The sequence below is a fragment of the Streptomyces sp. NPDC058371 genome (assembly GCF_042723265.1).
Taxonomy (GTDB): domain Bacteria; phylum Actinomycetota; class Actinomycetes; order Streptomycetales; family Streptomycetaceae; genus Streptomyces.
This window is the reverse complement of the sequence record NZ_JBHXJC010000026.1, coordinates 12,982-35,723: the sequence shown is the minus strand read 5'-3', so window position 1 is coordinate 35,723 and position 22,742 is coordinate 12,982. Positions and strand designations below refer to the sequence as shown.

Sequence of the window (22,742 nt, the reverse complement as noted above, 5' to 3'; positions counted from 1 at the left end):
ACTCGCGCCCCAGTCACCCGGCACCCGGGACTCGCGCCCCAGTCACCCGGCACCCGGGACTCGCGCCCCAGTCACCCGGCACCCGGGACTCGCACCCCAGTCGCCCAGGACCGACCCCGGTGTTCACATCAAAGATCATGCCCCGGACGTCGGGTTCCAGGGCCCGCGCCCCGAGCTTTCGTGCTTGTGCCTGGTCAACGTCCCGCGTGTGCAAGGCGTTCCCCGCGGTGGGGCGGTGGCCCCGGGCGGGTCCTGCCCTGACGCTACCTTCCGGCCGCGCCCCCGTCCCGTGGGGGCTGTCCGGAGTGCCGGTATCGTTGCTGGCGGTCGGCCGCTTCGTAGACTTCCCCGTATCCCGGGGCGCGAAGCATTCGTATGACCGTACAAACGCTTCCCCGAGAAAGGGCCCCGTCGTGGCCAAGGCCAAGCGCCTCGTCGTGCTGGTCTCCGGATCAGGCACGAATCTGCAGGCACTGCTGGATGCCATCGCCACGCAGGGCACCGAGGCCTACGGCGCCGAGATCGTGGCCGTGGGCGCGGACCGGGACGGCATCGCCGGGCTCGAGCGTGCCGAGCACGCGGGAGTGGCGACCTTCGTCCGGCGGGTCAAGGACTACGGCACCCGCGAGGAGTGGGACCAGGCGCTCGCCGAGGCCGTCGCCGCCCATGACCCCGACCTCGTCGTGTCGGCCGGGTTCATGAAGATCGTGGGGAAGGAATTCCTCGCCCGGTTCGGCGGGCGGTTCGTCAACACGCACCCCGCTCTGCTGCCCAGTTTCCCGGGAGCCCACGGCGTGCGCGACGCGCTCGCGTACGGCGCGAAGGTCACCGGATGCACGGTCCACTTCGTCGACGACGGTGTCGACACCGGCCCGATCATCGCTCAGGGCGTGGTCGAGGTCCGGGACGAGGACCATGAGGACAGTGGCGCCGCTCTCCATGAGCGCATCAAGGAAGTCGAACGAAGGCTGCTCGTCGAGGTCGTAGGGCGGCTCGCCCGCAACGGCTATCGCATCGAGGGACGAAAGGTAGTTATCCCGTGACCGCCGAAGGTACGAACGGTACGAACGGTTCGCAGGAGCAGGACGGCAAGCGAGCCATCCGCCGCGCGCTCGTCAGCGTCTATGACAAGACCGGGCTGGAAGAGCTCGCGCGAGGCCTGCACGAGGCCGGTGTCGAGCTGGTGTCCACCGGCTCGACCGCCGCGAAGATCGCCGCCGCGGGCGTCCCGGTCACCAAGGTCGAGGAGCTCACCGGCTTCCCCGAGTGCCTGGACGGCCGGGTCAAGACCCTGCACCCCAAGGTCCACGCGGGCATCCTCGCCGACCTGCGGCTGCCCGACCACCGGCGGCAGCTGGAGGAACTGGGCGTCGAGCCGTTCGACCTCGTCGTCGTGAACCTCTACCCGTTCCGCGAGACCGTCGCCTCGGGCGCGACGCCCGACGAGTGCGTCGAGCAGATCGACATCGGTGGCCCCTCCATGGTCCGCGCGGCGGCCAAGAACCATCCGTCGGTGGCCGTGGTCACCAGCCCCGCCCGGTACGGCGACGTCCTCGCCGCGGTCAAGGGCGGCGGCTTCGACCTCACCACCCGCAAGCGGCTCGCCGCGGAGGCCTTCCGGCACACGGCCGAGTACGACATCGCGGTCTCCTCCTGGTTCGCCTCCGCCTACGCCCCGGCCGACGACTCGCCGTTCCCCGAGTTCCTCGCCACCAGCCTGGAGCGCGCGCACACCCTGCGCTACGGCGAGAACCCGCACCAGCCCGCCGCGCTCTACACCGCGGGCACGGGCGGCCTGGCGGAGGCCGAGCAGCTGCACGGCAAGGAGATGTCGTTCAACAACTTCACGGACACGGACGCCGCGCGCCGTGCCGCGTACGACCACGACGAGCCGTGCGTCGCGATCATCAAGCACGCCAACCCGTGCGGTATCGCCGTCGGCGCGGACGTCGCCGAGGCGCACCGCAAGGCCCACGCCTGTGACCCGCTGTCGGCCTTCGGTGGAGTGATCGCGGTCAACCGCCCGGTCTCCAAGGAGATGGCCGAGCAGGTCGCCGAGATCTTCACCGAGGTCATCGTCGCGCCCGACTACGAGGACGGCGCGCTGGAGGCTCTCGCCAAGAAGAAGAACATCCGGGTGCTCCGCGTACCCGGCGGCCCCGGCCACCCGGTCGACGTGAAGCCGATCGACGGCGGCGCGCTGCTCCAGATCACCGACCGGCTGCAGGCCGACGGTGACAACCCGGCCAACTGGACTCTCGCGACCGGCGACGCCCTGAGCGGGGACGAGCTCGCCGAGCTGGCCTTCGCCTGGAAGGCGTGCCGCGCGGTGAAGTCCAACGCGATCCTGCTCGCCAAGGACGGCGCCTCGGTCGGTGTCGGCATGGGCCAGGTCAACCGCGTCGACTCCGCGAAGCTGGCGGTGGAGCGGGCCGGCGCCGAGCGGGCCGCCGGCTCGTACGCCGCCTCGGACGCGTTCTTCCCGTTCCCCGACGGCCTGGAGATCCTCACCGCGGCCGGCGTCAAGGCCGTGGTCCAGCCCGGCGGTTCGGTCCGCGACGAGCTGGTCGTCGAGGCCGCGAAGAAGGCGGGCGTCACGATGTACTTCACGGGGACGCGTCACTTCTTCCACTGACGGTCGGACCCGCTGACCGTTGGACCCGCTGACGGTCGGACCCGACTGACAGTCGGCACCTGTAGAACGCGCCAGGGCCGTGTCCCCCCTTGTTCAGGGTGAGACACGGCCCTTGGCGTTACGGGCGCGCGGGACGCCCGCCGTTCAGCAGCGCGGAGGCCCGCCGGTTCCCTCGGCGCGGACGCCCGTCTGGTCAGTGGCGAAGGCGCCGGAACCATTCGGCCGGCGCGGACGCCCGTCTGGTCAGTAGCGCGGGCGCCGGAACCATTCGGCGGTCGGGCGCTTGGCGGCGAACACGATCAGCAGGATCGCGACGGCGAGGACGATGAGGCCGAGGCCGTACGCCGCGATCGTAAAGATGCCGGTGACGATCGCGAACGAGCCGTAGACGATCGAGCAGACCCGGATGCCGTTGCCGCCCTTGGCGTACTGCAGCAGCAGCACGAGCCCGAGGACGGCGAAGACGGCGGCGAGGCCCAGCATGAAGACGATGACGCCCTTGCCCAGGTCGGCGAACTGCTGGGTCTCCGAGTCGTTGGATATGCCGGCGTCGGCCATGGTCTGGTCCCACTGGGACAGCGCATAGCCGTAGAAGCCCGCGAGGATCACGTGCACCACGGCCAGGACCGCCAGCATGATCCGCGCGGCACGGGTGATGCCGGGCATCTCGGCGGGAGCGCCACCGGGATAACCGCCCGGGTAGTCACCGTACGACTGCTGGACCGGCGGGGCGGCGGGGTAGCCGTACCCCTGCTGGGGCGGGGTCTGCTGCGGGTAGCCGTAGCCCGGGGCAGGCTGCTGCTGCGGCGGCTGACCGTAGGGATTGTTCGGGTCGCCAAAACTCATGGCGGTCTTTCCTCCGTTTGTTGCGAGCGCGGGGACGACGCGGCACGGTTCGGAGGAATGTTCTACAGAATGCGGTTCGTCCCCCCGGTACTGCCCGCGGCACTGTGCCGTCATCGTTCTAAAGGCTCGGCTTGTTTGTCCAGCGGCTGTTGGCATGTGTTGTGCAAGTGCAACATCGCTGATCATGGGCGTCGTGCGGGGGGAGCGGGACCGCCGGGTCACGGGCGGATCACCGGGAGGCGCCCGGATTGGAACCGGGACCGGGTCATCCGCGAGGATGGGACCATGACCGCCCAGATTCTCGATGGCAAGGCCACCGCAGCCGCGATCAAGTCCGATCTGACCGCCCGCGTGGCGGCCCTGAAGGAGAAGGGTGTCACGCCCGGCCTGGGGACCGTCCTGGTCGGCGAGGACCCCGGCAGCCAGAAGTACGTCGCGGGCAAGCACCGCGACTGCGCCCAGGTCGGCATCGCCTCCATCCAGCGCGAACTGCCCGCGACGGCGACGCAGGAGGAGATCGAGGCGGTGGTCACCGAGCTGAACGAGGACCCCGCCTGCACGGGATACATCGTCCAGCTCCCGCTCCCCAAGGGCATCGACGAGAACCGCATCCTGGAACTGATGGACCCGGACAAGGACGCGGACGGACTGCACCCGATGAACCTCGGGCGCCTGGTGCTGAACGAGCCGGCGCCGCTGCCCTGCACGCCGAACGGCGTGCTCACCCTGCTCCGCCGGTACGGCGTCGAGATCAAGGGCGCCGAAGTGGTGGTCGTCGGCCGCGGGGTGACCATCGGGCGCTCGATGCCGCTGCTGCTCACCCGGCGCTCCGAGAACGCGACGGTGACCCAGTGCCACACCGGCACCCGTGATCTGTCGTCGCATCTCAAGCGCGCCGACATCATCGTCGCCGCGGCGGGCTCCGCGCATCTGATCCGGCCCGAGGACGTGAAGCCGGGCGCGGCCGTGCTCGACGTCGGCGTCTCGCGCAGCGCCGAGGGCAAGATCGTGGGCGATGTCCACCCGGGCGTCGCCGAGGTCGCCGGGTGGATCTCCCCGAACCCCGGCGGCGTCGGCCCGATGACCCGTGCCCAGCTGCTCGTCAACGTGGTCGAGGCGGCGGAGCGCAGTGTCGGCTGACGGCAGGTCCAAGGGCACCGGGACGCCGGACGCGCGGGACGCGGGCCAGGACGTCGCCGACGAGACCGCGCCCGCGGAGTCCGCGGAGGGCACCCGCGCGAAGTCCGCGGAGAGCACGGACACGGGCCTCCCGGAGAGCACGGACACGGGCGTCGCGGAGGGCACGGACACGGGCGTCGCGGAGGGCACAGGCGTGGCAGAAGGCACCGGCACGGGCGTCGCGGACGGCACGAGTGCAGGCGTAGCAGAGGGCACGAATGCGGAGCCGACCGTACGGGACGCCGTCAGCGCGCCCGACGCGGCGGGCCGGCCGCGCCGCACCACGCGCCGCTTCCCGCTCTTCACCCGGGACACCGCACGGCCCGAGGGCGGCGGTCGCGCGGCGCCCCGGGGTGCGCCGGCGCCCGCCCGTCAGTGGCCGATCCTCGTCGTGCTGTCCGCCGTCGGACTCGGGCTGCTGCTGACGGCGCTGGACGTCTTCCGCTTCGGCACGATCCTGATCGGGGTCGCGCTGCTGGCCGGCGCCGCCCTGCGCTGGACGCTGCCCGACGTGGGCATGCTCGCGGTCCGCTCCCGCTTCACGGACATGGTCACGTACGGCGTGCTGGGCGTGGCCATCGTGCTGCTCGCGCTGATGGCGCAGCCCAAGCCGGTGCTGGAGATCCCGTTCCTGGACGACACCCTGCACTTCACGGTGCGCTGACCGCCGCACGCTTCACCGCACGGACGGTGGCCCGCACTTCGCCCGGGAGTGCGGGCCATCGCCGTTGCGGGGGTCGCCCACACATCACGCCCGCGCGCTGCTTCCCGCACGTCCGGGTGCCGACCCGGCCGCCCCTCTGGCTGGTGACGGGTCTGGTGACGCCGGGCGGACAGAGATGGCGTGGCCTACGCGATCCGTCCGGGCCCGGCGTCACTGTGCGTACGCGGTCTGCGGGTTGTGCTGTAGCCGCCCGCGTCGTTGAGCATGCCTACGGAATCGAACATCCCTGGTTCGTGGCACGAGCCCCGCCGTTGCACCGACGATGGTCGGGCACGGCAAAGGGGGAGCAACGTGACGGAACGGGGTCGGGGAGAGTGGGCCGAGCTGCCTGCGGAGCTGGAGCGGGAGGCTCGCGCACTGGCCGAGCACTGCCGCCTTCTCAAGGAACGCAGCGGGCTCAGCCTGGCCGCCCTCGCGGAGCGGACCCACTACTCGAAGTCTTCCTGGCAGCGGTGCCTCAACGGCCGCCAGATACCGCCGCGTTCGGCGCTGCGGTCGCTGGCCGAGGCCGCCGGGGCCGAGCCGGTGCGGCTGCTGGGTCTGCGCGAGGCGGTGCTGCGGGCCGGTCGCGCTCCCCTCGCGACGCCGGAACTCCGGCCGTCGTCGGGGGTGAGCGGGCCGCCGGCGACCGCGGTGCCCGGGCCGGACACCACAACGGCACCGCGGGAGCGGCGGGACGAGGAGTTCCCCGTGCCCGCCGCCCCCGCGGCCCCGCCGGCGACGAGACTGCGTCGCTGGCGGTTGCTGTCCGCCGTACTCCTGGCGGCCCTGCTCGCGGTCACCGCCGTGTCCCTGGAGATCCTCGACCGCGAGGACACCGGGTGCACGACGGCGCCGTGACGGTGGATCAGTAACTCGCCGCCACCACCGAGCCGTCGAAGGAGACGAAGTAGACCTGCGGGCCGACGCCCCCGACCGTCAGGCGCCGGAAGCGCGCGTCGTCGAAGCTGCCGTCGTAGGTGACCGTGCCCCGCCGGCCCACGGTGCCCAGGTTGTTGTCCGCCACCGAGAAGGACCGGCGGTCGGCCTTGCCGGTCACCCGGACGTCGTTCTGCTGCTGCCAGAACCTGGTCGCCGAGGCCGTACGGCCGTTGAAGTCGCCGTCGATGTCGTCCTCGGTGAAGGCACGCAGGGCGCCCCCGGACGTCTTCCACTTGGCGCCGTCGGCCACCAGGACGGTCTGCCACAGGGCGACCGCGTTGCTCTCGTCGCCGCGCTGGAGCGTGCCCTCGTCGCTCCAGTCGTTGTGGGTGCCGCCGGTGCCGTCGACGAAACCGCTGTCCTCGGACGCCTGGGCGGTGCCCGTCGCCGCGAATCCCCCGAGAGCGGCCCCCGCCGCCAGAACCGTCGCGACTGCTGCCTTGCGGATGTGCTTGCGCATGGTCTTCTTTCCTCCCCTGGGCCGTGTGCCCCGCTGATCCGACTGATCCCCCGGTGCGGCCCGTGGCTTGTTCGTGCCAACAGCCATGAAGTCGCCGCCACCACCGGGTCCGGCTCCCTGGATGGATGGAGGCGGGACGAACCGGGACGTCCCGGTCGTGGACGTGCGGAGTCCTGCCCCGCGCCGCGGGACACCGCGGGACGGGACGGGCGCGGGACGGGAGCCGGGATGTGACGCCTGGGGCGGGGGCGGCGGACGGCCCGCTTCCGGGGCCGGACAAGGAGCGGCGCCCGTCCTCTCCCCCGTGGGAGGACGAGCGCCGCCGGCGGTTGACCGCCTGCGGTCAACACTCCTGCACGGTGAACAGCCTGTTCAACAGCCGGCAGTTCGCTGTGGCACGGAAGTGACCGTTCCGCCACCGTGTCCGCGCCCCGCAACGGGAACCGGACCGCAGGAGTTCCCGGCGGCACCCGCAGGTGCACTCGCACGCGTGCTCGGGCACGGTCGTGGCCCCTGAGGGATCCGGTCGCTCGCGTGACTCAAGTGGTCGCGCATGTGTTCCCGTTGTGTCGATGTATTGACAAGTTCGAGAATGTGCCACGAAGGTCCTGCACACCGTGGCTAACGTGTCCAATCGGGGCGGTCCGGGACGTCCTGCGCGGTCTCCAGACGTTCAACCGGTCGTATACAGCGTCCCGGTGGGACACTGGACCGCGGCCCGAAGGGCGTGCGACGGTGCACGCCTCGGCCCCAATGCTCCCGTGCGCCCCCATCCCGGGAACTGAGATCCCGACCGGGCGCATCCCTGTGGGTAGCCAGAACGGGGACTCGGCAGAGGGCGCCACGCACGGGGGGAAGTGCGCGGAAAGTCAGGCACGTACGGGGGGAAGAGGGGGGAAGCAATGCCTCGTTGGAGGGCCTTGCCGGACGAACTCGATCCGCAGGTCAGGGAGTTCGCCAGCCAATTGCGCCGGCTCGTCGACCGCGGCGGACTGAGCATCGCCGCGGTGGCGGACCGCACGGGCTACAGCAAGACGTCCTGGGAGCGTTACCTCAACGGCCGGCTGCTCGCGCCCAAGGGCGCCATCGTCGCGCTGGCCGAGGTCACGGGCACCAATCCCATGCATCTGACGACCATGTGGGAGCTCGCCGAGCGTGCCTGGAGCCGCTCGGAGATGCGCCACGACATGACCATGGAGGCGATACGGATCTCCCAGGCGCGCGCCGCGCTGGGCGAGTTCGGGGCGCCGCCGGCCAACGGCTCGGGCGGCAAGCAGGCCCGCAAGGGCAGAAGCGCGACGGCGACCCCCGGGATCGCCGGGCCCGCGGGGGTGGTGCCGACGGTACCGCCGCAGCCGACGGCCCGGGACGCGGAGGACTCGTCGTACGGCGGCGGCGCGCGCGGCGGTGTCGGGTACGGGAGTCCGGGCTCCGGCGGGTCCGCGCGCGGTGGCTGGGGGGTCACCGCCACGCCGTCCGACCCGTCCGGGCCCTCGGGCGCCGCCGGCTCCGCGGGTCTCGCCGGGGGCCCCGGGTCCGCCGGTTCCTTCGGTCCTGCCGACACGTCCCGGCCGTCCGGTCCTGGCGGGGGTCCGCCGCAGGACGCCCGGCCGCAGAACGGCGGTTCGCCTGACGGGGCGCGCCGCAAGCGGCGGCTCACGATGTTCCTCGCCGGCGTGGTCGGCGCGCTCGTCGTGATCGCCGCCGCCGTGTTCCTCACCGACGGCGGCGGTGACAAGAAGGACGCGGGGAAGCCCAAGTCCCCCGCGGCCTCCGCGAGTACCGAGCCCGACCTGCCGGCCGGAGTGAAGTGCAGCGGCCAGGACTGCACCGGCAAGGACCCGGAGAACATGGGCTGCGGCGGTGAGCTGGCCAAGACCACCACCAGCGTCACCGTCGGCACGACACTCGTCGAGGTCCGCTACAGCAAGACCTGCGGTGCGGCCTGGGCCCGGATCACCCGGGCGGCGGCGGGCGACCGGGTCGAGGTGTCCTCGGGCACGTCGGCCAAGCAGACCGGCTCGGTCGACACGGACACCGACGCGTACACCCCGATGGTGGCCGTGAAGGACGCCGGCGACGCGAAGGCCTGCGCGACGCTGAAGTCGGGACAGCGGGGCTGCACGGCATAGCGCGGACGCCCGGCCCGCGGCGGGCGCGGCTTTGTCCCCACCGCCGCGGGCCCCGGGACCGGCTCTACGGTGCCGGAGGGCCGGGATCCCCGAGGTCGTACGGGCGGGCCCCCGGGGCGGGGAGGTGGGAGCCCGAGGTCGTACGGCCGGCCCCCGAGGCCGGGAAGGCGGGCTCCTCAGGATCGGAGGGCCGGAACTCCCGGCGCCCGATGGGTGGATCGCGGATCCCTGGCGTCAGAAGGGCGGATCCCCCGGGCTCGGAGGGCCGGAATCCCGGCGTCAGAAGGGCGGACTCCCCGGGTCGCGGCGGCACGCGCAAGGAAAGTCCCGTATGGAGGAATGCTCGTCCCGGTACGGGGCAGGCGGAACGGTACCCCCACGGGATCCGGACGCGTTCGGGAGCCAGACACCACCTCTCGGGCCTCCCCGGTACCCACCGCGGCCGCCGTGTCCCCCTCTCCCGGACCGGCGGCCGCGTCTTCTTGTGGCCTGAACGGCCGCTGTGGGGCGGGCCACACGGGACCCGGCCGTCGGGGGTCCCGGATGCGCGATAGCCTGACGGCGGATCTCTCTTGACGCCGAGAGATCGATCATCGCTACCTCTGATCGATCAGTGCGGCGGTCGGCGCCGGTCACCCGGTCGGCGGCGGGGATCCTGCACCCGGGGCAGGGACGCCCCACCGCCAGCTGTCATACGGAGAACGCCATGACCCGCACTCCCGTGAACGTCACCGTCACCGGCGCGGCCGGCCAGATCGGTTACGCACTGCTCTTCCGCATCGCCTCCGGCCAGCTGCTCGGCGCGGACGTGCCGGTCAAGCTGCGTCTCCTGGAGATCACCCCGGCGCTCAAGGCCGCCGAGGGCACGGCGATGGAGCTCGACGACTCCGCCTTCCCGCTGCTCCAGGGCATCGACATCACGGACGACCCGAACGTCGCCTTCGACGGCACCAACGTCGGTCTGCTCGTCGGCGCCCGCCCCCGCACCAAGGGCATGGAGCGCGGCGACCTGCTGTCCGCCAACGGTGGCATCTTCAAGCCGCAGGGCAAGGCGATCAACGACAACGCCGCTGACGACGTCAAGATCCTCGTCGTCGGCAACCCGGCGAACACCAACGCGCTGATCGCCCAGGCCGCCGCCCCGGACGTACCGGCCGAGCGCTTCACCGCGATGACCCGCCTCGACCACAACCGCGCGCTGACCCAGCTCGCGAAGAAGACGGGTTCGACGGTCGCGGACATCAAGCGCCTCACCATCTGGGGCAACCACTCCGCCACCCAGTACCCCGACATCTTCCACGCCACGGTCGCCGGCAAGAACGCCGCCGAGACCGTGAACGACGAGAAGTGGCTGGCCGAGGAGTTCATCCCGACCGTCGCCAAGCGCGGTGCCGCGATCATCGAGGCGCGCGGCGCGTCGTCGGCCGCCTCCGCCGCCAACGCCGCCATCGACCACGTGTACACGTGGGTCAACGGCACCGCGGACGGCGACTGGACCTCCATGGGCATCCCGTCGGACGGTTCCTACGGCGTTCCCGAGGGCCTCATCTCCTCCTTCCCGGTCACCACCAAGGACGGGCAGTACGAGATCGTCCAGGGCCTGGACATCAACGAGTTCTCCCGCGCCCGTATCGACGCCTCCGTCAAGGAGCTCGAGGAGGAGCGCGAGGCGGTCCGCGGTCTCGGCCTCATCTGAGCCGGCTCACTCGCACGACAGGCCCCGCCCCGGAACGCGTTCCGGGGCGGGGCCTGTTTGCGTGCGTAAGGAAAGTACGTATCGAACGTATGCGCTTTGTCGGTACAAAAGGAGTGCCAGAGGCATAGACCTCGCTATGGTCGTGACGGGTGGTCAGCCCGGGGAAAACGGCGGGGGTGGTCCCTTTGACGGGATCGAATCGGCGGTACGCGCACAGTGAGGCGACACGGCTGCTGTGCGCGGGGGCCCACTTGGACACGGTGTTCCGGGCCGGTGTGATCGACGAACTCATCGGGCACGAGGAGCGTCCGGCGCCGCCGTCCCTGGGGGTCGACGTCGTCTCCGTGCTCGGCCATGCGATGCGGGCCAGGCGTCAGGAGGCCGCGACGGCGTTCGTCCTGTGCGGGATCTGGATCGCCTTCTTCGTCGTGGAGGTCGCCCTCGCGGACGGGTGGACGGAGCCCGGCGGGGCGCTGGTGCTCGGGTTCCTCGATCTCGGGGTGCTGTTCAGCGCCTCCCCGGTCCTCTTCTACGCGATCGTTTGCGCCCTTCTGTGGTGCGCGCGGGCGGCGTCCGGCTGGGGCACGACCATGTACGCCGTGAGCCGCACGGAGACGACCCGTCTTCGGCTGCCGCGGCAGGCGACCGCCTGGGGGTTCACGTTCGTGGCCCGCGCCCTGGAGCTCGGCTACTGGATGTACGCCCTCGCCCGGATCCTGGACGACCCCTTCGCGCTGCTGTTCCCGCTGGCGATCACCTTCACCACGGGAGTGCACCGCGCCCAAGTCGCCGAGGTGATGCGCCGGGAACTCGCCCGGGACGTCTTCGCCCGGACGCCGGCGCCGGAACCGGCGGGCGGCGAACGCCAGCTCCGCGTGGCCGAGGCGATCACCTGGGAGCAGCATGCCGACGTCGCGCTCTACGACGCACACCGGCCGTTCGTCGGAGCCGGAAAGCCGTACGAACCCTGGTCGTTCGCGATGGAGATCAGGCCCGCCAAGAAGCCCCGGGCGGGCCTGAACGGGGACGCGCCCGACGGGTCGGGCAACGGCCTGCCGGACGGACCGGGCACCCCGGTGCAGTTGACCAACCGGCGGATCATCGACCTCGTCAGACCGAAGCTGGAGGCACTGCGCGAGTCGGCCGCGCTCACCAGCCGGGACCGGCTCAAGGACCTGGAGATCGAGGAGTTCGTCTATCTGCCGTCGGGCGTGGGGCGCAACGAGGGCGTGTACGAGCCGTCGTCGGCCCGGCTGCACATCGACGAGTCGGTCGACGAGGGCGGCGAGGCGCGTCGGCACTTCCTGCGCGTCAGAGTCGGCGCCTGGGACGAGCAGGTGGTCGTGTCGGTGCTGGTCCGGGTGCACACGCAGGGCGGGATGCTGGTCCTCGAGGTGGTGCCGCACGTGCTGGGGCCGATCATCGAGGAGTACCGGCGGGTGGACATCATCGCGGGCCGCGGGGAGGGCGACGCGGGCGAGGTGCTGCGGACGCTGCTGTCCGGGCCGGCGACGAACGTCGTGGCCGGGCTCTCCGCGGTGCGCACCGTCGCGCAGTGCCTGCGCACCTGGCTCGCCCATCCCGAACAGGCCCCGCCGGACGCGCCGTTGGTGTCCGTGCGGGAGCTGGGCAGTACCGACCAGCTGTCGCTGTTCCAGGAGATGGACGTCAGCCGCTACATCAAGACCGTCGAGGACCGCATCGCGAGCGGGGTGCGCGAGGCGCTGCGGCGCAGCGGCTGCGAGACGGGGAGCTTCGAGCAGCACATCGTCAACGTGGCGGCGGGCGGCCAGTTCATCGGGCAGATGAGCGGCGGTACCACGGTGGGCCGGATCAGCAGAAGCGCCGTCACGACAGGCAGCGGCGGCGCGTCGTACGGCGAGGGGGAGTCGGGATGAGCGGCGGAGACGACGGGACGGGCCGGGGGCCGGGCGGGGACGGAACGGGGGGCGGCGGTGGTACGCGGGTCGGCCGGATCACGGGGAGCGCGGTGAGCTTCGGCGACCACGGCAGGGCCGAGTACCGCGAGGCGCCTCGCCCGGCCGGAGCCGACGAGACGACCGAGGCACTCCTCGACGCCGTACGCACCCTGCGTGAGCATCTGCGACTGCTCACGGAGACCGCCGCGGCGAGCGGCCTCGACGGTGAACTCGCCGTCGTACAAGGGGAGATCGAACGGACCGGTCAGGCCGATCCGGCGCGGCTCGGCCGGTTGCGGCAGCGGCTGGAGACCGCCGCCGCGGCGGTGGCCGGGCTGGCGTCGACGGCGGCCGTGGTGCAGGTGATCGCACAGCTCACCGGCTGACGGGACGACCGGCTCAGGGCAACAGAGGGGAGGGGACGACATGCGACAACGGTGGGACGCGGACCGTCAGCGCTGGGTCGACGACGACGGGACGGGCACGCCCGAGGGGCCGGGTGGGCCCGGGGGAGACGGGCCGCCGGACGCTCGGGCCGACGGGGGTACGGCGCCGGGTGTTCGGGTCGATGGGGGTACGGCGCCGGGTGTTCGGGTCGGGGGAGGCGCGGCGCCGGATGCCGTGGGTCGGGGGACCGCAGGTGGGAGTGCGGCGGCCGGTGCCGCCGGCGGGGGAACAGCCGGCGGGAGTGGCGTACCGGCGGATCCCGAGCGGCAGAGATGGTCGACGGCGGAGACGCAGTCGGCGGTGCTCCGGCCGGAAGGACTGCTGCATCAGGGACCGCGGCCACCGCAACCGCCCCCGCCTGGGACACAGCAGCCACGGGTGGCCCCGGTCCCGGGTGAGGGGCAGCCGTCCTGGCCGGGGGGACCGGGTGACGGTCAGCCGTCCTGGCCCGGGGGACGGGGTGGCAGTCCGCCGACCCGGTCCGGTGGCTCGCGCCGGCCGCTCATGGTGGTCGTCGCCGTGGCGCTCCTGGCCGGCGGGGTCGGAGGCGGGGTCTGGGCGCTGACCCGGGACGACTCCTCGGGCAACGGGGCCGCCGGCGGGGCGCGGTCCTCGGTCACCGTCACGGCCACGGCGGGCGCGCCCTCGGCCGAGGGTTCCGCGGCTTCCGGGAGCGCCGACGCCTCCGAGGGCGAGGGCACTCTCGCCGACCCGCAGTCGCCCCCGGCCTCGGCGTACGCGTCGCCGTCCCCCGGCTACAGCCGGGCGGTGGATGCCCTCGGCTACACCGTGGACGTGCCCGACGGCTGGGTGCGCTCGGTGGACCGGCGCAGCGGCAAACCGTCGGTCGTCCACTACTCCGCGCCGGGCGGCAGCGCGGAGCTCGAACTGTTCGAGATCATCGAGATCACCCCGGCCGACTCGCTGGACCAGGCCGAGAACGATCCGTCCTTCGGCTTCCTCGCCAAGCTCGCGGGTTACGAGGTCATCGACCGGCGGACCGGCGCCGACTGGGCCGAACTCACCTATCGCTACGACGACGAGCAGGACGGACCCACGCAGGTCGTCGACCACCGGTTCACGGCCCCCGACGGCACGCCGTACGCGATCCGTTCGAGCGGTGTCGAAGGTACGGACGTGACGACCCCCTTCCAGATGGCCCTGGGCTCCTTCTGCCCCACGGGCACGGCCTGCCCGAGCAGTTGAGCGGCGGCTCCTCCGCTCCCGCTGTCCGGCGAGGTCGTCACCCGGGGCTCGGCGCGACCCGCTTCTCGAACCAGTGGGCCGCGTACACGTTCTCGTCGTAGCACGGAATCTCCGTGTACCCGCACGCCCGGTACATGGCCTGCGCCTCCGTGAGCACCGCGTGGGTGTCGAGGCGGACGGTGCCGTAGCCGCGTTCGACGGCCGCTCGCTCCAGCCCGTCGAGGATCTGCCGGGCCAGGCCGAGCCGCCGCGCGCCGGGGTGCACCCACACATGGCGGATCTCGCCCACGCGCGGTGCGAGCCGCCGCAGCGCCCCGCACCCCACGGCACGCCCCTCCTCGTACGCGACGAGGAAGGCGCCCGTCCTGCCCGACACCTCACCCGGGCTCACGAGGGCTGCGGGGTCGAAGCCCTCCGGAAACCGTTCGTCGATGTCGGCCGCGTACGCGGCGAGCGTGGTCCGGGCGTCGCGGGAGGCGCCGTCGACGACCTCGACGGTGATCGCGGCGAGGCGCAGCAGCCGCTCGGTGACGGTGACGGCGGCCGTGAGTTCGCCGCGCTGTGCGGGGCTGAGGCCGCTGAGCAGGCCCTCGGCGAGCCCGTTGGCCCGCCGGTTCTGCTCCGTCACCTCGGCGCGGCCGGTGGGGGTGAGCTCCGCGACCCGCAGCCTGCTGTCGCCGGGATGCACCCGCACCCGCACCAGCCCCTGCGCCTCCAGCGCCTTGACCATCCGGCTCAGATACCCGGCGTCCAGCCCCAGCCGGCTCCGCAGCTCCCGCAGCGATGTCCCGTCGCCGACCTCGAACAGCAGGCGCGCCTCACCGAGCGGCCGGTCCTGCCCGAGGTAGTGATCGTCGAGCACCCCGATCCGCCGGGTGAAGTAGCGGTTGAACCGCCGCAGCGCCCGTACGTCGTCCACTGCCACTGGCTCCCGAGTCGGCTCCATATTCCTTTGACTTTAGTCAAAGGAATGCCGGGGCGTCCATGGGTGAGGACGCTGTTCTGTCCGCAATTCCCCCTGTTTTTTCGTGACGCCGGGCACTTTCGGTCACTGGTTGCGCATGCAACGAGGTCAGAAGGGCAGGTGCTCACGGCCCAAGGGTGACCCAGGGTGACGCCGGGGCAGGAACCAGGAACGGAAGGCAATGCCGAGCATGGCGCGAGAGACCGAACGACAGGCGCAGCAGACCATTCACGTGGGCGGGCGGTGGCAGGAGGCCGCCTCCCGTGGCACGCGCGAGATCGTCGACCCTGCGGATGCCAAGCCGTTCGCCGTGGTCGCGGAGGGTGACGAGAAGGACGCGGACGCCGCCGTCGAGGCCGCCCGCCGCGCCTTCGACGAAGGCCCCTGGCCCCGCACCTCCGTCGCCGACCGCGCCGCGCTCCTGCGCCGCGTCGCCGAACTCCTCGTACGCGACCGCGAAGAGCTCGGCCTGCTGGAGAGCCGCGACGCGGGCAAGACCGTCGAGGAGGGGCGCGTCGACATCGACTGTGTCGCCGACGCGTTCCGGTACTTCGCCGATCTCGTCGTGGGAGAGGGCGGCGGACGGGTCGTCGACGCCGGGTCCGACGACATCCACAGCGTCGTCGTGCACGAGCCCGTCGGCGTCTGCGCCATGATCACCCCCTGGAACTACCCGCTCCTCCAGGCCAGTTGGAAGGTCGCCCCCGCTCTCGCCGCGGGCAACACCTTCGTCATCAAGCCGAGCGAGGTGACCCCGCTGACCACCGTCGCCCTGATCGGCCTGCTCGCCGAGGCCGGTCTGCCCGACGGGGTCGCCAACATCGTCACCGGCCCCGGCCACACCGTCGGCGCCCGGCTGGCCGAGCACCCCGACGTCGACCTCATCTCCTTCACCGGCGGCCTCGTCAGCGGGACGAAGGTCGCGCAGGCCGCCGCCGTGAGCGTCAAGAAGGTCGCCCTGGAACTCGGCGGCAAGAACCCGAACGTCGTCTTCGCCGACGCCTGCACGACGGAGGAGGGGTTCGACACCGCCGTCGACCAGGCGCTCAACGCCGCGTTCATCCACAGCGGTCAGGTCTGCTCGGCCGGCTCGCGCCTCATCGTCGAGGAGTCCGTCCGCGAACGCTTCGTCGCCGAACTCGCCCGCAGGGCCGAGCGGATCAGGCTCGGGCGCGGCACCGAGGACGGCGTCGAGTGCGGCCCCCTCGTCTCCGAGCAGCAGCGGGAGAAGACCGAGGCGTACGTCGCCTCGGCCCTCGCGGAGGGCGCGCTGCTGCGCGCCGGCGGCAAGCGGCCCGAGCCGTCCGAAGTCCGGCCCGCCACCGGCTACTTCTACGAGCCGACCGTCCTCGACGGGTGCCACCGCACGATGAAGGTCGTCCGCGAGGAGGTCTTCGGCCCCGTCCTCACCGTCGAGACCTTCCGCACCGAGGACGAGGCGATCGCGCTCGCCAACGACACCGAGTACGGGCTCGCCGGCGCCGTCTGGACCGCCGACGCGGGGCGCGCCCGACGGGTCGCCGGACGGCTGCGCCACGGCACCGTCTGGATCAACGACTTCCACCCCTACCTCCCGCAGGCGGAGTGGGGCGGCTTCGGCAAGAGCGGTGTGGGGCGCGAACTCGGTCCCGCGGGCCTCGCCGAGTACCGGGAGACGAAGCACGTGTACCAGAACCTCGCGCCGAAGCCGGTGCGCTGGTTCGCGGGCTGACACCGTCAGCCCCCGGCCTCAGGTCCCGTGAGCCGCAGGCCATGAGCCCCTGGCCCCCTCGGCTCACCGGCCCATGAGCCCGCCGGGCCGCCCCCACCGTCCGCCCCCGGCACGCCCCACCGTCCGCCCCGCCGCGCACCCCCCGACCGATCACGCGCAGCACCTTGCCCGCCCAGAGGAGCACCCCTTCATGCCCGAGCACGATCACACGTACGACTACGTCGTCGTCGGAGGCGGCACCGCGGGGTCAGTCATCGCGTCCCGTCTGACCGAGAACCCGGACGTCACCGTCGCCGTCATCGAGGGCGGTCCCAGCGACGTCGACCGCGAGGACGTCCTCACCCTGCGCCGTTGGATGGGCCTGCTCGGCGGCGAGCTGGACTACGACTACCCGACCACCGAGCAGCCGCGCGGCAACTCGCACATCCGGCACAGCCGCGCCCGGGTGCTCGGCGGCTGCTCCTCCCACAACACCCTGATCGCGTTCAAGCCGCTGCCGTCCGACTGGGACGAGTGGGAGGCGGCGGGCGCCCACGGCTGGGGCGCGGTCCCGATGGAGGCGTACTTCGCGCGGCTCCTCAACAACATCGTCCCGGTCGACGAGAAGGACCGGAACGCCATCGCCCGTGACTTCGTCGACGCCGCACAGACCGCGCTCGACGTGCCGCGCGTGGAGGGCTTCAACAAGAAGCCCTTCACCGAGGGCGTCGGCTTCTTCGACCTGGCGTACCACCCGGAGAACAACAAGCGCTCCAGCGCCTCCGTCGCCTATCTCCACCCCGTGATGGACGAGCGGCCCAACCTGACGATCCTGCTGGAGACCTGGGCCCACCGGCTCGAACTCGACGGCACCCGCGCCACGGGCGTCCACGTCCGCGGCAAGGACGGCGCGGAGACCCTCGTACACGCCCGGAACGAAGTGCTGCTGTGCGCCGGTGCCGTGGACTCGCCGCGGCTGCTGCTGCACTCCGGCATCGGGCCGAAGGAGGACCTGGAGCGGCTCGGCATCCCGGTCGCGCACGACCTGCCCGGCGTCGGCGAGAACCTGCTCGACCACCCCGAGTCGGTCATCGTGTGGGAGACGAACGGCCCCATCCCCGAGAACTCCGCGATGGACTCCGACGCGGGCCTGTTCGTGCGCCGCGACCCCGAACACCAGGGCCCCGACCTGATGTTCCACTTCTACCAGATCCCGTTCACCGACAACCCGGAGCGCCTCGGCTACGAACGCCCGGCGCACGGCGTCTCGATGACCCCGAACATCCCCAAGCCGAAGAGCCGCGGCCGGCTGTACCTGGAGAGCGCCGACCCGGCCGTCAAGCCCGCCCTCGACTTCCGCTACTTCACCGACGAGGACGACTACGACGGCCGTACGCTCGTCGACGGCATCAAGATCGCCCGCGAGATAGCCCGCGCCGAACCACTGGCCGGCTGGCTCAAGCGCGAGGTGTGCCCCGGTCCCGAGGTCACGGACGACGAGGAGCTCAGCGCGTACGCGCGTCAGGTGGCGCACACCGTCTACCACCCCGCCGGCACCTGCCGGATGGGCGACCCGACGGACGAACTCGCCGTCGTCGACCCCGAGTTGCGCATCCGCGGCCTCGACGGCATCCGGATCGCCGACGCCTCCGTCTTCCCGACGATGCCCGCCGTGAACCCGATGATCGGGGTGCTCATGGTCGGCGAGAAGTGTGCCGACCTGCTGGGAGGTGAGGGCCGATGAGTACGACCCTGGAGAGCCCGAAGACGCCCGAGACCCCCGGCACGCCCGTGAGCGCGTCCCCCGTCTTCTCCGTGCGCAACCTGTGGAAGGTCTTCGGCCCGAAGGCCGACCGCGTGCCCGCCGACCCCGAACTCGCCGCGCTCACCCCGGCCGAGCTGCGCTCCCGCACCGGCTGCACGGCCGCCGTCCGCGACGTCGGCTTCGACGTGCACAAGGGCGAGGTCTTCGTCGTCATGGGCCTGTCCGGCTCCGGCAAGTCCACCCTCGTCCGCTGCCTCACGCGGCTCATCGAGCCGACCTCCGGCAGCCTCGCGATCGACGGCGAGGACGTCCTGGCGATGGATCGTGGCCGGCTGCGCGAACTGCGCCGCCACCGGGCCGCGATGGTCTTCCAGCACTTCGGTCTGCTGCCGCACCGCTCCGTCCTCGACAACGTCGCCTACGGCCTGGAGATCCAGGGCGTCCCGCGCGCCGAACGCCGGAAGCGGGCCGCCGAAGTCGTCGTCAAGGTCGGCCTCGAAGGCCTGGAGCAGCGCAGGCCCGGACAGCTGTCCGGCGGTCAGCAGCAGCGCGTCGGCCTCGCCCGGGCGCTCGCCGTCGACCCCAAAGTCCTGCTGTTCGACGAGCCGTTCAGCGCGCTCGACCCGCTCATCCGGCGCGACATGCAGGAGGAGGTCATCCGGCTGCACCGCGAGGAGGGCCGCACGATGGTCTTCATCACCCACGACCTGAACGAGGCCCTGCGGCTGGGCGACCGCATCGCCCTGATGCGCGACGGCCGGATCGTCCAGCTGGGCACGCCCGAGGAGATCGTCGGCTCGCCGGCCGACGACTACGTGCGGGAGTTCGTCCGCGACGTGCCCCGCGAGCAGGTCATGACCGTCCGCCGGGCGATGCGCGCGGCGTCCCCGGAGGAGGCCGGCCGCGGCCCGGCGGTCAAGCCCGACGCGACGGTTTCGGAGGCCATCGAGGCGGTGGCACGCGCGGGTTGCGCGGCGCGGGTGGTGGACTCCGGGCGCTGCCTGGGAGTCGTCGACTCCGACGCGCTGCTCGGAGTGGTGGCAGGGACGGACACGTCCGCCGACGGCGAGGGGGCGGCCTGATGGCTACCGCCACCGCGCCAGTCTCCCCCAGCGGGATCGTGGGCCGGGCCAGAGGCCTGGGCGCCTACCGTCCCGTGGGCAAGCTCATGCTGCTCGCCGTCGTCGCCGCCGTTCTCGTCCCGCTGCTCGACGCCCGCTGGGCGAGCGGCAGCTGGCCGCACGCACTGACCGTCGACCTCACCGAACCGCTCGGCAGGACCAGCGACTGGATCATCGACAACCGCGACAGCCACCCGCTGTTCCTCTACTTCTTCGGCTACGTCAGCAACGCCGTAGTCCTCTCCGTGCGCGCCGTCTATCTGGTGCTGCTCGCGGCCGGCTGGGCCGGCGTGACCGCGGTGGCCGCCGCCGTCGCCTGGCGGACCGCGGGGCTCCGGCTCGCCCTCGGCACGGCCGCCGCGTTCCTCGCCTGCGGGCTGCTCGGCATGTGGGTGCCGACCATGCAGACGCTGGCGCTCATGGTGGTCGCCGTCCTGGTGTCCGTCGTACTCGGCGTCCTGCTCGGTCTCGCGGCGGGCCTGTCCGACCGCACCTACCGGGCGCTGCGTCCCGTCCTCGACACCATGCAGGTGCTGCCGGCGTTCGCCTATCTCCTGCCCGTCGTCCTGGTGTTCGGCATCGGCGTCCCCGCGGCCGTGCTCGCCACCGTCGTGTACGCGGCCCCGCCGATGGCCCGGCTCACCGCGCTCGGTCTGCGCGACGCCGACACCGGAGTGATGGAGGCCGTCGCCTCGCTCGGCGCCACGGCCCGCCAGCGGCTGCTGACCGCTCGCCTCCCGCTGGCCCGCAAGGAACTCCTGCTCGGCCTCAACCAGACGATCATGATGGCGCTGTCCATGGCGGTCATCGCGTCCGTGATCGGCGCGGGCGGTCTCGGCGACCGCGTCTACCAGGCCCTGGCCTCCGTCGACGTGGGCGCCGCGCTCGCCGCGGGCGTCCCGATCGTGCTGCTCGCGATCGTCCTCGACCGGGTGACGGGAGCCGCGGGCGAGCGGCTCGGGGCGAACGCGGAGCCGAAGGGCACGCACTGGGCGTACACCGCCGTCGCGGTCGTCGCCGTGGCGGTCGCCGCCCGGCTCGCCGGCCGCCTCGACTGGCCCGGCGGCTGGGTCGTGGGCATCGCCGAGCCCGTGAACCACGCCGTCGACTGGATGACCGGCCACCTCTACTCCGGCGTCCCGTACATCGGTGGCACCGCCGACTGGGCCGGCCACTTCACCACCTGGGTCCTCAACCCGGTACGGGACGGTCTGCAGGGCCTGCCCTGGTGGTCGGTGCTGCTCATCGTCGCGGCCCTGGCCTGGCTGATCGGCACCTGGCGCACGGCGCTCACCGCCGTCCTCGCGATGACCGCGATCGGCGTCCTCGGTGTCTGGAAGCCGTCCCTCGACACCCTGTCGCAGGTGCTCGCGGCGGTCGCCGTGACCCTCGTCCTCGGCTTCGCGGCCGGTGTCGCGGCGGCCCGCAGCGAACGCGTCGAGCGCATGCTGCGCCCGGTCCTCGACGTCTGCCAGACGATGCCGCAGTTCGTGTATCTGATCCCCGTGGTGGCGCTGTTCGGCATCGGACGCGCGCCCGCCGTGGCCGCCGCCGTCGTCTACGCGCTGCCCGCCGTCGTGCGCATCACCACCCAGGGCCTGCGCGCGGTCGACCCGGCCGCGCTGGAGGCGGCCCGCTCGCTCGGCGCCACCGGCCGACAGCAACTGCGCCAGGTCCAGCTCCCGTTGGCCCGCCCGGCGCTGCTCCTCGCCGTCAACCAGGGCGTCGTCCTGGTTCTCGCCGTCGTCATCATCGGCGGTCTCGTCGGCGGTGGCGCGCTCGGTTACGACGTCGTGTTCGGTCTCGCCCAGGGCGACCTCGCCACCGGTCTGGTCGCCGGCGCGGCGATCGTCTGCCTCGGCCTGATGCTCGACCGGGTCACCCAGCCGACAGAACGCCGCACGAAGAAGGGAGCGTGACATGTCCCGTACGGTGACGAGCGCCCGGATGACGGCCGCCCTGGCGGTACTCGTGCTGGCGACCGGCTGCGGTGCCGCCGACATGACCAAGCAGGCCTCGCCCTTCGCCAACGCGCAGGGCGCCAGGACCGTGACCCTGTCCGTCCAGTCCTGGGTCGGCGCACAGTCCAACGAGGCCGTGGCGCAGTACCTGTTGGAGCACGAACTGGGCTACCGCGTGGACACCGTCCAGGTGGACGAGGTCCCCGCGTGGGACGCGCTCAGCCAGGGCCGCGTCGACGCGATCCTGGAGGACTGGGGCCACCCCGAGCAGGAGAAGCGGTACGTCGACGACAAGAAGACGATCACCCCCGGCGGGGAGCTGGGCGTCACCGGCCACATCGGCTGGTACGTCCCGACGTACTTCGCCAAGCAGCACCCCGACGTCACCGACTGGCGCAACCTCGACAAGTACGCGGACCAGCTGCGGACGGCGGAGAGCGGCGGCAAGGGCCAGCTGCTCGACGGCTCCCCCTCCTACGTCACCAACGACAAGGCGCTCGTCGACAACCTGAAGCTGAACTACCAGGTGGTGTTCGCCGGTTCGGAGGCCGCGCAGATCACCCAGATCAAGCAGTTCGCCAAGGAGAAGAAGCCCTTCCTCACGTACTGGTACTCGCCCCAGTGGCTCTTCGAGAAGGTCCCCATGACGGAGGTGAAGCTCCCCGCCTACAAGGAGGGCTGCGACGCCGACGCCGAGAAGGTCTCCTGCGCCTATCCGCACACCCCGCTCCAGAAGTACCTCAACACGGACTTCGCGAAGAGCGGCGGCAAGGCGGCCCGGTTCCTGAAGAACTTCAAGTGGACGACCGAGGACCAGAACGAGGTCTCCCTGATGATCGCCAACGACAAGCTGTCGGCCCAGGAGGCGGCGAAGAAGTGGGTGCGGTCCCACGAGTCGACGTGGCGGAAGTGGCTTCCGTCCTGAGGGTCTGAGCCGCCGCGCCGGGCGGTTCTTCGAGTTCGTCGAGTGAGGTGCCGGGGGGGGGGGGGCTCCCCTGGGGAGACGACAACAAGATCTCTCTCGCCTCCCGGCTTTCTTCTTCTTCCTCCCCGAGGGCGGATTTTCCCTTCCCTGC

18 protein-coding genes are annotated in these 22,742 nt (G+C 72.1%); 15 read left to right on the top strand and 3 right to left on the bottom strand.

Annotation, left to right across the window (positions count from 1 at the left end; all coding sequences use genetic code 11):
* Positions 1-413: 413 nt before the first annotated feature.
* Both purN and purH read left to right on the top strand, forming a co-directional pair.
* Positions 414-1,043 (top strand): phosphoribosylglycinamide formyltransferase, encoded by a 630-nt coding sequence (gene purN, locus ACFWM2_RS39785; protein WP_383291146.1) that lies wholly within the window; start codon positions 414-416, stop codon positions 1,041-1,043.
* The gene (gene purH / locus ACFWM2_RS39780) at positions 1,040-2,635 is read left to right on the top strand and encodes a bifunctional phosphoribosylaminoimidazolecarboxamide formyltransferase/IMP cyclohydrolase (protein ID WP_383291144.1); all 1,596 of its coding nucleotides are present in this window, start codon (positions 1,040-1,042) and stop codon (positions 2,633-2,635) included. The genes purN and purH overlap by 4 nt, the downstream gene beginning before the upstream one ends.
* A 243-nt stretch (positions 2,636-2,878) precedes the next feature.
* Here the strand turns inward: purH and ACFWM2_RS39775 are convergent, their stop codons facing one another.
* Complete coding sequence (locus tag ACFWM2_RS39775) at positions 2,879-3,481, bottom strand: hypothetical protein (protein WP_383291142.1); 603 nt, start codon at positions 3,479-3,481, stop codon at positions 2,879-2,881.
* A 285-nt stretch (positions 3,482-3,766) separates the two neighbouring features.
* Between ACFWM2_RS39775 and ACFWM2_RS39770 the strand changes: the two genes are divergently transcribed.
* The 3 genes from ACFWM2_RS39770 (at position 3,767) to ACFWM2_RS39760 (ending at position 6,224) form a co-directional block, all read left to right on the top strand.
* A complete protein-coding gene (locus tag ACFWM2_RS39770) occupies positions 3,767-4,621 on the top strand; it encodes a bifunctional methylenetetrahydrofolate dehydrogenase/methenyltetrahydrofolate cyclohydrolase (RefSeq protein WP_383291140.1) in 855 nt (284 codons plus the stop codon).
* A 193-nt stretch (positions 4,622-4,814) separates the two neighbouring features.
* Entirely contained in the window at positions 4,815-5,324 is a 510-nt protein-coding gene (locus tag ACFWM2_RS39765; RefSeq protein WP_383291173.1) for a DUF3017 domain-containing protein, read from the top strand.
* Between the two features lie 351 nt (positions 5,325-5,675).
* Positions 5,676-6,224, top strand: coding sequence for a helix-turn-helix domain-containing protein (locus ACFWM2_RS39760; protein ID WP_383291138.1), 549 nt, complete (start codon positions 5,676-5,678; stop codon positions 6,222-6,224).
* 7 nt (positions 6,225-6,231) lie between these two features.
* Here ACFWM2_RS39760 and ACFWM2_RS39755 read toward each other — a convergent pair whose 3' ends face one another.
* A complete protein-coding gene (locus ACFWM2_RS39755; protein ID WP_383291136.1) occupies positions 6,232-6,765 on the bottom strand; it encodes a peptidoglycan-binding protein in 534 nt (177 codons plus the stop codon).
* Between the two features lie 902 nt (positions 6,766-7,667).
* Here ACFWM2_RS39755 and ACFWM2_RS39750 point away from each other — a divergent pair.
* The 5 genes from ACFWM2_RS39750 (at position 7,668) to ACFWM2_RS39730 (ending at position 14,165) form a co-directional block, all read left to right on the top strand.
* Positions 7,668-8,897, top strand: coding sequence for a DUF2690 domain-containing protein (locus ACFWM2_RS39750; RefSeq protein WP_383291134.1), 1,230 nt, complete (start codon positions 7,668-7,670; stop codon positions 8,895-8,897).
* A 706-nt stretch (positions 8,898-9,603) separates the two neighbouring features.
* On the top strand, positions 9,604-10,593 hold the full coding sequence (locus tag ACFWM2_RS39745; RefSeq protein WP_383291132.1) for a malate dehydrogenase: 990 nt from the start codon (positions 9,604-9,606) through the stop codon (positions 10,591-10,593).
* A gap of 185 nt (positions 10,594-10,778) precedes the next feature.
* Complete coding sequence (locus tag ACFWM2_RS39740; protein WP_383291130.1) at positions 10,779-12,491, top strand: hypothetical protein; 1,713 nt, start codon at positions 10,779-10,781, stop codon at positions 12,489-12,491.
* Positions 12,488-12,898 carry a hypothetical protein gene (locus tag ACFWM2_RS39735; RefSeq protein ID WP_383291128.1) on the top strand — a complete coding sequence of 137 codons (411 nt, stop codon included), beginning with the start codon at positions 12,488-12,490 and terminating at the stop codon, positions 12,896-12,898. The genes ACFWM2_RS39740 and ACFWM2_RS39735 overlap by 4 nt, the downstream gene beginning before the upstream one ends.
* Before the next feature lie 580 nt (positions 12,899-13,478).
* On the top strand, positions 13,479-14,165 hold the full coding sequence (locus ACFWM2_RS39730) for a hypothetical protein (protein ID WP_383291126.1): 687 nt from the start codon (positions 13,479-13,481) through the stop codon (positions 14,163-14,165).
* Positions 14,166-14,202: 37 nt separating this feature from the next.
* Here ACFWM2_RS39730 and ACFWM2_RS39725 read toward each other — a convergent pair whose 3' ends face one another.
* Positions 14,203-15,111 carry a GNAT family N-acetyltransferase gene (locus tag ACFWM2_RS39725; protein ID WP_383291124.1) on the bottom strand — a complete coding sequence of 303 codons (909 nt, stop codon included), beginning with the start codon at positions 15,109-15,111 and terminating at the stop codon, positions 14,203-14,205.
* 208 nt (positions 15,112-15,319) lie between these two features.
* Here ACFWM2_RS39725 and ACFWM2_RS39720 point away from each other — a divergent pair, with 208 nt between their 5' ends.
* The 5 genes from ACFWM2_RS39720 to ACFWM2_RS39700 all read left to right on the top strand — a co-directional run bounded on the left by ACFWM2_RS39720 (position 15,320) and on the right by ACFWM2_RS39700 (position 22,591).
* A complete protein-coding gene (locus ACFWM2_RS39720) occupies positions 15,320-16,840 on the top strand; it encodes an aldehyde dehydrogenase family protein (protein WP_383291122.1) in 1,521 nt (506 codons plus the stop codon).
* Between the two features lie 190 nt (positions 16,841-17,030).
* A complete protein-coding gene (locus tag ACFWM2_RS39715) occupies positions 17,031-18,563 on the top strand; it encodes a GMC family oxidoreductase (RefSeq protein WP_383291120.1) in 1,533 nt (510 codons plus the stop codon).
* A complete protein-coding gene (locus ACFWM2_RS39710; RefSeq protein ID WP_383291118.1) occupies positions 18,560-19,666 on the top strand; it encodes a glycine betaine/L-proline ABC transporter ATP-binding protein in 1,107 nt (368 codons plus the stop codon). Before ACFWM2_RS39715 ends, ACFWM2_RS39710 begins: the two co-directional genes overlap by 4 nt.
* Positions 19,666-21,624, top strand: coding sequence for an ABC transporter permease (locus ACFWM2_RS39705; protein ID WP_383291116.1), 1,959 nt, complete (start codon positions 19,666-19,668; stop codon positions 21,622-21,624). Before ACFWM2_RS39710 ends, ACFWM2_RS39705 begins: the two co-directional genes overlap by 1 nt.
* A gap of 1 nt (position 21,625) precedes the next feature.
* Positions 21,626-22,591 (top strand): ABC transporter substrate-binding protein, encoded by a 966-nt coding sequence (locus tag ACFWM2_RS39700; protein ID WP_383291114.1) that lies wholly within the window; start codon positions 21,626-21,628, stop codon positions 22,589-22,591.
* Positions 22,592-22,742 lie beyond the last annotated feature (151 nt).